This is a genomic window from Streptomyces sp. NPDC005070 (assembly GCF_053600395.1).
This window is the reverse complement of the sequence record NZ_JBSFZS010000305.1, coordinates 1-3,571: the sequence shown is the minus strand read 5'-3', so window position 1 is coordinate 3,571 and position 3,571 is coordinate 1. Positions and strand designations below refer to the sequence as shown.

Here is a 3,571-nt window from a genome sequence, read left to right as displayed (position 1 = left end):
GCAGACAGGCCCGGCACTGCCCGCACACGGCACGCCAGTTGAGGATGACGAAGTCACCCGGAGCGACGTCGGTGACGCCCTCCCCCACCGACTCCACGACACCCGCGGCCTCGTGGCCCAGCAGGAACGGGAAGTCGTCGTTGATGCCACCCTCGCGATAGTGCAGATCGGTGTGACAGACCCCGCAGGCCTCGATCTTCACCAGCGCCTCGCCCGGGCCGGGGTCGGGCACGACGATCGTTTCCAGGCTGACGGGGGCGCCCTTCCCCCGCGCGACGACAGCACGGACCTGGTGAGTCATGGCCACTCCTCAGCTGGTACGAGACCCGATTCAAGTGTTGCTTATTGCGGCACGTATCTCACGTGTCGCAACACAGCATTATGGAGTCCCGGGCAGCGGTCAAGGATCCGAACACACAGAACGCCGACTGGACAGGGGTGACCCTGCTCCTCATCGGCACCCGTGCGCCCCGCATGATCGCGACCTGTTCGCGCGGCCGGAGCTCACATCCAGGTGGCGGATCACGCCCATGCCGGGGTCGCCGGTCGGGACACGGCGGACCTCCTCGCCCTCCGGCGGCGTGCCCTCAGCGACCGCCGTACGGCCAAGTGCCGCAACAGAACCCTTCGAAGCAGCCCCGGCGAAGGCCGACTCGGCCGCTACCACGAGTGGGTCCGCAGCGGCGGCATCCCGCCCCCGGTCCACGGCCTGCTCGCCCGGGTGAGCCACCAGGACCTCCGGAGTGAGTGAAGACGGCTAATCCCCACTACGCCCGGAGGCCCCTCCTTGATCAACTACCGACGGCCACGTGTCACCAACGTGTCGGCCGAGTACAGCTAGAGCTGGAACCCCAGGTCAGCGCACCCTCCCGCGCGGCTTCAGCGGGACAGGCGGGAGTTCGGGAGCGGTCAGTGATGCCCCGTCGTACCCCACCACCTCACCGAATCGGGAGCCCTTCATCCAGTCCGAACGGGCCTGCGCGATATCCTCATTGGACCGCCCGATGAAGTTCCACCACATGATCAGCTCCTCGTCGAACGGCTCACCGCCCAGCAGCATGAGGCCCGCGTCGGTCGCGGCGCGCAGGGGGAGTTCGGTGCGGCCGCAGCCGAGGTAGAGCATGGAGCCGGGGAGCATCGGTACGCCGTCGACCTGGGCCTCGCCGGACATCGCGAGGACGGCGTACTCGAAGTCGGGCTCCAGGGGCAGGCGTACGTCCGCCCCGCTCGTCAGGGCCAGGTCGGCGCCCACGATCGGCGTGTACGTCGTACCGGGCGAGGCCGTGCCGTCGAGGGTGCCCAGCAGGAGCGTGGCCCGCAGGCCGGGGGCGGTGACGACGGGCAGTTCGGCGTGGTGTTCGAAGTGCGGTTCGGTGTGCCGGTGACTGTCCGGCAGCGCGACCCAGAGCTGCGCGCCGTGCAGCAGGCGGGAGTGCGCGCGGGGGCTCTCCTCGGAGTGGCTGATGGCGCGGCCCGAGGTCATCAGGCCGAGTTCGCGCGGGCGGATCGTCTGGAGGCTGCCCGTCGAGTCGCGGTGCAGCACCTCGCCCTCGTGCAGCCAGCTCACGGTCTGCAGGCCCATGTGGGGATGCGGCGGGACCTGCATGCCGGGTTCGTCGGCGATGTCGTCGGGCCCGTAGTGATCGACGAAGCACCACGCGCCGACCATGCGCCGGCCCAGGTTGGGCAGCAGACGGCGGACCTCGGTCGACTCGCCGAGCTTGACCCGGCGGGGGCTGAGGAGTTCGCGCACCGGCTCGGCCACCACGAACCCGCGGCCGCCGCAGGGGGCGGGAACCGCGTCCCGATCAAGATTGCTCATGGCGCACAACCTAGTCCTGCCGGAGGCCTCTCGTCAGTCCATCTATCCGCCCATTGAGGGACACATGACTCAGAACCGGCGCGGCCCCCACGGCGAAAATAGTAGCCATGGACATAGTAGCCATGTACTGTTTCTTCCATGAGTACAGCGAAGTCGGTCTCCGAGAACGCGACGCCCGGTTTCCTCGTCTGGCGCCTGTCGATGAAGTGGCGCGTCGCGGTGGACCGCGCGGTGGGCCCGCTGGGCCTGACGCACGCGCAGTACTCGCTGGTGGCGTCGCTGTACGGCATGCACCGGGACGGACGGCACCCCAGTCAGCGTCAACTCGCCGACCACACCGGACTCGAACCGCTCTACGTCTCGAAGCTGGCCCGTTCCCTGGAGGCGGCCGGCCTTCTCGACCGCACCCGGGATCCGGCGGACCCCCGGGCGGTGCGGCTCACCCTCACCGACGACGGGCGCGAGGTCACCCGCCGTGCCGTCTCCGTGGTCCAGGGCCTTCTGGAGCAGCTTCTCGAACCACTGGGCGGCCTCGGCGGCGAACGCACACGGACGTTCAGCGACGAGTTGGCCGTCCTGCTCGACGTACCGCTCGACGCGCACACCGGAGCCGGGCAGCGTCCCGGCCAGGCTTCACCGCCCTACGAAGAGGATTCACCCGAGGAGTAGTCATGACCACCTCTGTTCCCCCTGTCAACGTTCCCCCTGTCAACGGCCAGGTCATCGGCCTCGCCCACTACGCGAGCCGCGCCGCCCTGGAGCGGGTGCTGGCCCGCAGCGGCACCACGTTCGAACAGTCGGTGGCCCTGCGGGCCGCGTCCGACAACGGCGGGACCGCCGAAACGGCGCGGGTCGTGGGCCGGCTCACCGGCGGTCTCAAGATCGAGGAGTCGGCGGCCCGGCGGACCGTCGAGGAGCTGACGGCGCGCGGACTCCTGGCGGAGCCGGCGCCCGGGCAGGTGTCCCTGACGGACGGCGGCCGGGAGCTGTTCGCGTCGATCCGCGACGCGGGCGACGCGATCGCGGCCCGGGTGTACGCCGGGATCCCGGCCGAGGACCTGGCCGCCGCCGGGCGCGTGCTGGCCCTGGTCACCGAGCGGGCCGAGGCGGAACTCGCCGGCGCGTAGCGGTCCGGAGCGCCGGCGTCGGGCGGTCCGGAGCGCCGCCGTCCGGCAGTCCGGAGCGCCGGCGCGAACGCGGCGGAAGCGCGGGGCCCGGTCGCGCCCTCGGGCGCCCCGACGGGTTCGTGGAATATTCAACCAACCGGCTCGGTTGTGGCCCCTCGAAGGAGGTCAGTGGTGGACACGACGTACTACGACCACGGGACGGCCGCGGATCGCTGGGAGCGGGCGCGGATGTTCTTCGAGGCCAAGGACTACTCCGCGGCGGCACGTGTGCTGGGCGGGCTGGTCGAGGAGGTGCCGGAGCAGACCGGACCCCGGCTGCTGCTGGCGCGCTCCTACTACCACTCGGCCCAACTGCGCCGCGCAGAAACCGAGTTGCGCACCCTCGTGGAGCTCGACCCGGTCGAGCACTACGCCCGGCTGATGCTGGGGCGCACGCTTCAGCGCCTCGGCCGGCCGGACGAGGCCGCGTCGCACCTGCGGATCGCGTCCGCGCTCGGGGGCGACTTCGAAGATTCCTGATCCTGAATCTGATCCGGAACCGGACCACGAACAGGATCGGGATCCTGGCGGCGGATCACGCGGATGTACACGGCGCTGGCCGCGGGCGGCCCCCTCCCGCCGT

Annotated in this window: 5 protein-coding genes; 3 read left to right on the top strand and 2 right to left on the bottom strand. The window is 70.7% G+C overall.

The window, feature by feature from the left end:
• A partial coding sequence (locus ACWEBX_RS38130; protein WP_451889313.1) for an alcohol dehydrogenase catalytic domain-containing protein occupies window positions 1–301 on the bottom strand: 301 nt, incomplete at its 3' end.
• Window positions 302–856: 555 nt separating this feature from the next.
• A complete protein-coding gene (locus ACWEBX_RS38125) occupies window positions 857–1,822 on the bottom strand; it encodes a pirin family protein (protein ID WP_451889312.1) in 966 nt (321 codons plus the stop codon).
• Between the two features lie 138 nt (window positions 1,823–1,960).
• On the opposite strand from ACWEBX_RS38125, the gene ACWEBX_RS38120 reads away from it, so the two are divergent.
• The 3 genes from ACWEBX_RS38120 (at window position 1,961) to ACWEBX_RS38110 (ending at window position 3,468) form a co-directional block, all read left to right on the top strand.
• Window positions 1,961–2,491 (top strand): MarR family winged helix-turn-helix transcriptional regulator, encoded by a 531-nt coding sequence (locus ACWEBX_RS38120; protein WP_451889311.1) that lies wholly within the window; start codon window positions 1,961–1,963, stop codon window positions 2,489–2,491.
• A gap of 2 nt (window positions 2,492–2,493) precedes the next feature.
• Entirely contained in the window at window positions 2,494–2,949 is a 456-nt protein-coding gene (locus tag ACWEBX_RS38115; protein WP_451889310.1) for a MarR family winged helix-turn-helix transcriptional regulator, read from the top strand.
• 171 nt (window positions 2,950–3,120) lie between these two features.
• Window positions 3,121–3,468 carry a tetratricopeptide repeat protein gene (locus tag ACWEBX_RS38110; RefSeq protein ID WP_451889309.1) on the top strand — a complete coding sequence of 116 codons (348 nt, stop codon included), beginning with the start codon at window positions 3,121–3,123 and terminating at the stop codon, window positions 3,466–3,468.
• Window positions 3,469–3,571 lie beyond the last annotated feature (103 nt).

Coding starts and splice junctions, on each gene's coding strand:
- ACWEBX_RS38125 (WP_451889312.1), bottom strand. CDS start 1,822: ATGAGCAATCTTGATCGGGACGCGGTTCCCGCCCCCTGCGGCGGCCGC.
- ACWEBX_RS38120 (WP_451889311.1), top strand. CDS start 1,961: ATGAGTACAGCGAAGTCGGTCTCCGAGAACGCGACGCCCGGTTTCCTC.
- ACWEBX_RS38115 (WP_451889310.1), top strand. CDS start 2,494: ATGACCACCTCTGTTCCCCCTGTCAACGTTCCCCCTGTCAACGGCCAG.